Source organism: Brevundimonas sp. CURTG3B2_SDJG, assembly GCF_057364705.1.
The window spans coordinates 1-1,422 of record NZ_JBNFOJ010000472.1; the positions used below are offsets into that span (position 1 = coordinate 1).

The following is a 1,422-nucleotide window of genomic DNA, read 5'->3' on the forward strand; positions in this document are numbered from 1 at the left end:
CGGCCCAGAACGCCGCGCCGGCGCGCACCCAGCCGTCCTCGGTCGGTCGGTCCACGCACCCGCTCGAACGCCCGTCGTTCGCCTTGGCGAACTCGCCCAGCCCGGTATTGGGCCAGGCCGACCGTCCACCAGTCGCCGATCTCCTCGCCCAGGACCACGGCCCCGGCCAGGTCGTCGCGGTTCAGCGCCACGCGCGCGACCTTCATCGGGTCGCCCTCGCTGTTCCGTCCGGCCGCCGCAACCCCGGCCCAGCTGCGGTTCGAGAAGCGCGACGGACGGCGCGGCTCGGGCGCGCGTCGGTCGCCGCGCATGGCCAGATTGTAGGCGCGGTCCGCGCATGGAAGGTCGGAATACTCTTCCAACCAGGCCGCCAACTCTTCGTAGGTGCCGAATACTCGGCGTGGAACAAGCGTTCGAACTCGACCTGGCCCAGCAGCACGCGGTCGTTGGCCTGGCGCGCCGAGGCCCGGGCGGCTTCCAGATCGCCGCGGCGCAGGGCGTCGAAGGCGGTGGTGTAGCTCAGGCGGTCCGCGGGGCTCAGCGCGGACGGCGCGCGTCGCTCGGTGTCCTCGGCGTGGGACAGGCCCGCGGCGGCGCTCAGGACGGCGGCCAACGTCGGCGCCAGAATCGCGCGGCGAAAAGATACAGGCACTGAGGCGGCCCCCCTGAGAGCGGCTTCGGGATCGTCTCGATTCGATCCCGCGGCGCGCTGTTCGTTCGGTCGTCAGGCCAGAAAGGCGCCACGCCCCCGACCTGTGTCAAGTTTCGAGGGCTTTTGGGGCGGTTTTGAGTCGCTTCGGTTAACGGCGCTCAGCTTGCGTCGTCCAACCGCGCCGCCAGGGCCAGCAGGTCCGACCACGCCGCCTTCTTGGCCATCGGAGTACGCAGGAGGAAGGCGGGATGCAGCGTCGGCATGACGGGGGCGGACACGTTCCCCTCGGCCAGCCGCCATTCCTTCCAATGGCCGCGCAGCTTCATGATCCCCTCGTCGGCCGACAGCACCGACTTGGACGCCGCTGCGCCCAGCAGAAGGACCGCCTTGGGTTTCAACAGCGCGAACGCCCGCTCGACGAAGGGCGCGCACACCGCCTGTTCCGCCGGGGTCGGGGTGCGGTTGCCGGGCGGACGCCAGAAGACCGTGTTGGTGATGAACACGCGTCCGGCCAGGCCCGCCTCGGCCAGCATCCGGTCCAGCAGTTGCCCGGCCTTGCCGACGAAAGGCTGGCCCCGCTGGTCCTCCTCGGCGCCCGGTCCCTCGCCGATGACCAGCACGTCGCCTCGAGGCGCCCCGGGCAGAACACCGCCTGTTTCGCGCCCATGTCCCGCAGGGGGCAGCCCTGGAAGGCGGCGATGGCCTCGCCCAGCGTCTCCAGGGTCGCGGCCCCGGCCGCCAGGCGTCGCGCCTCCGACAAGGCGTCGCCG

2 protein-coding genes and 1 pseudogene are annotated in these 1,422 nt (G+C 71.8%); 1 reads left to right on the forward strand and 2 read right to left on the reverse strand.

All coding sequences use genetic code 11. The annotated features are described in order from the left end of the window. A pseudogene (locus tag AC2W7C_RS17935) lies at nt 1–374 on the reverse strand (hypothetical protein); the annotation flags it as partial. Nucleotides 375–400: 26 nt separating this feature from the next. Here AC2W7C_RS17935 and AC2W7C_RS17940 point away from each other — a divergent pair. Further along, complete coding sequence (locus AC2W7C_RS17940; RefSeq protein WP_486002572.1) at nt 401–655, forward strand: hypothetical protein; 255 nt, start codon at nt 401–403, stop codon at nt 653–655. Nucleotides 656–810: 155 nt separating this feature from the next. On the opposite strand, the gene AC2W7C_RS17945 is transcribed toward AC2W7C_RS17940, so the two are convergent. Beyond that, complete coding sequence (locus AC2W7C_RS17945) at nt 811–1,272, reverse strand: uracil-DNA glycosylase (protein WP_486002573.1); 462 nt, start codon at nt 1,270–1,272, stop codon at nt 811–813. Nucleotides 1,273–1,422 lie beyond the last annotated feature (150 nt).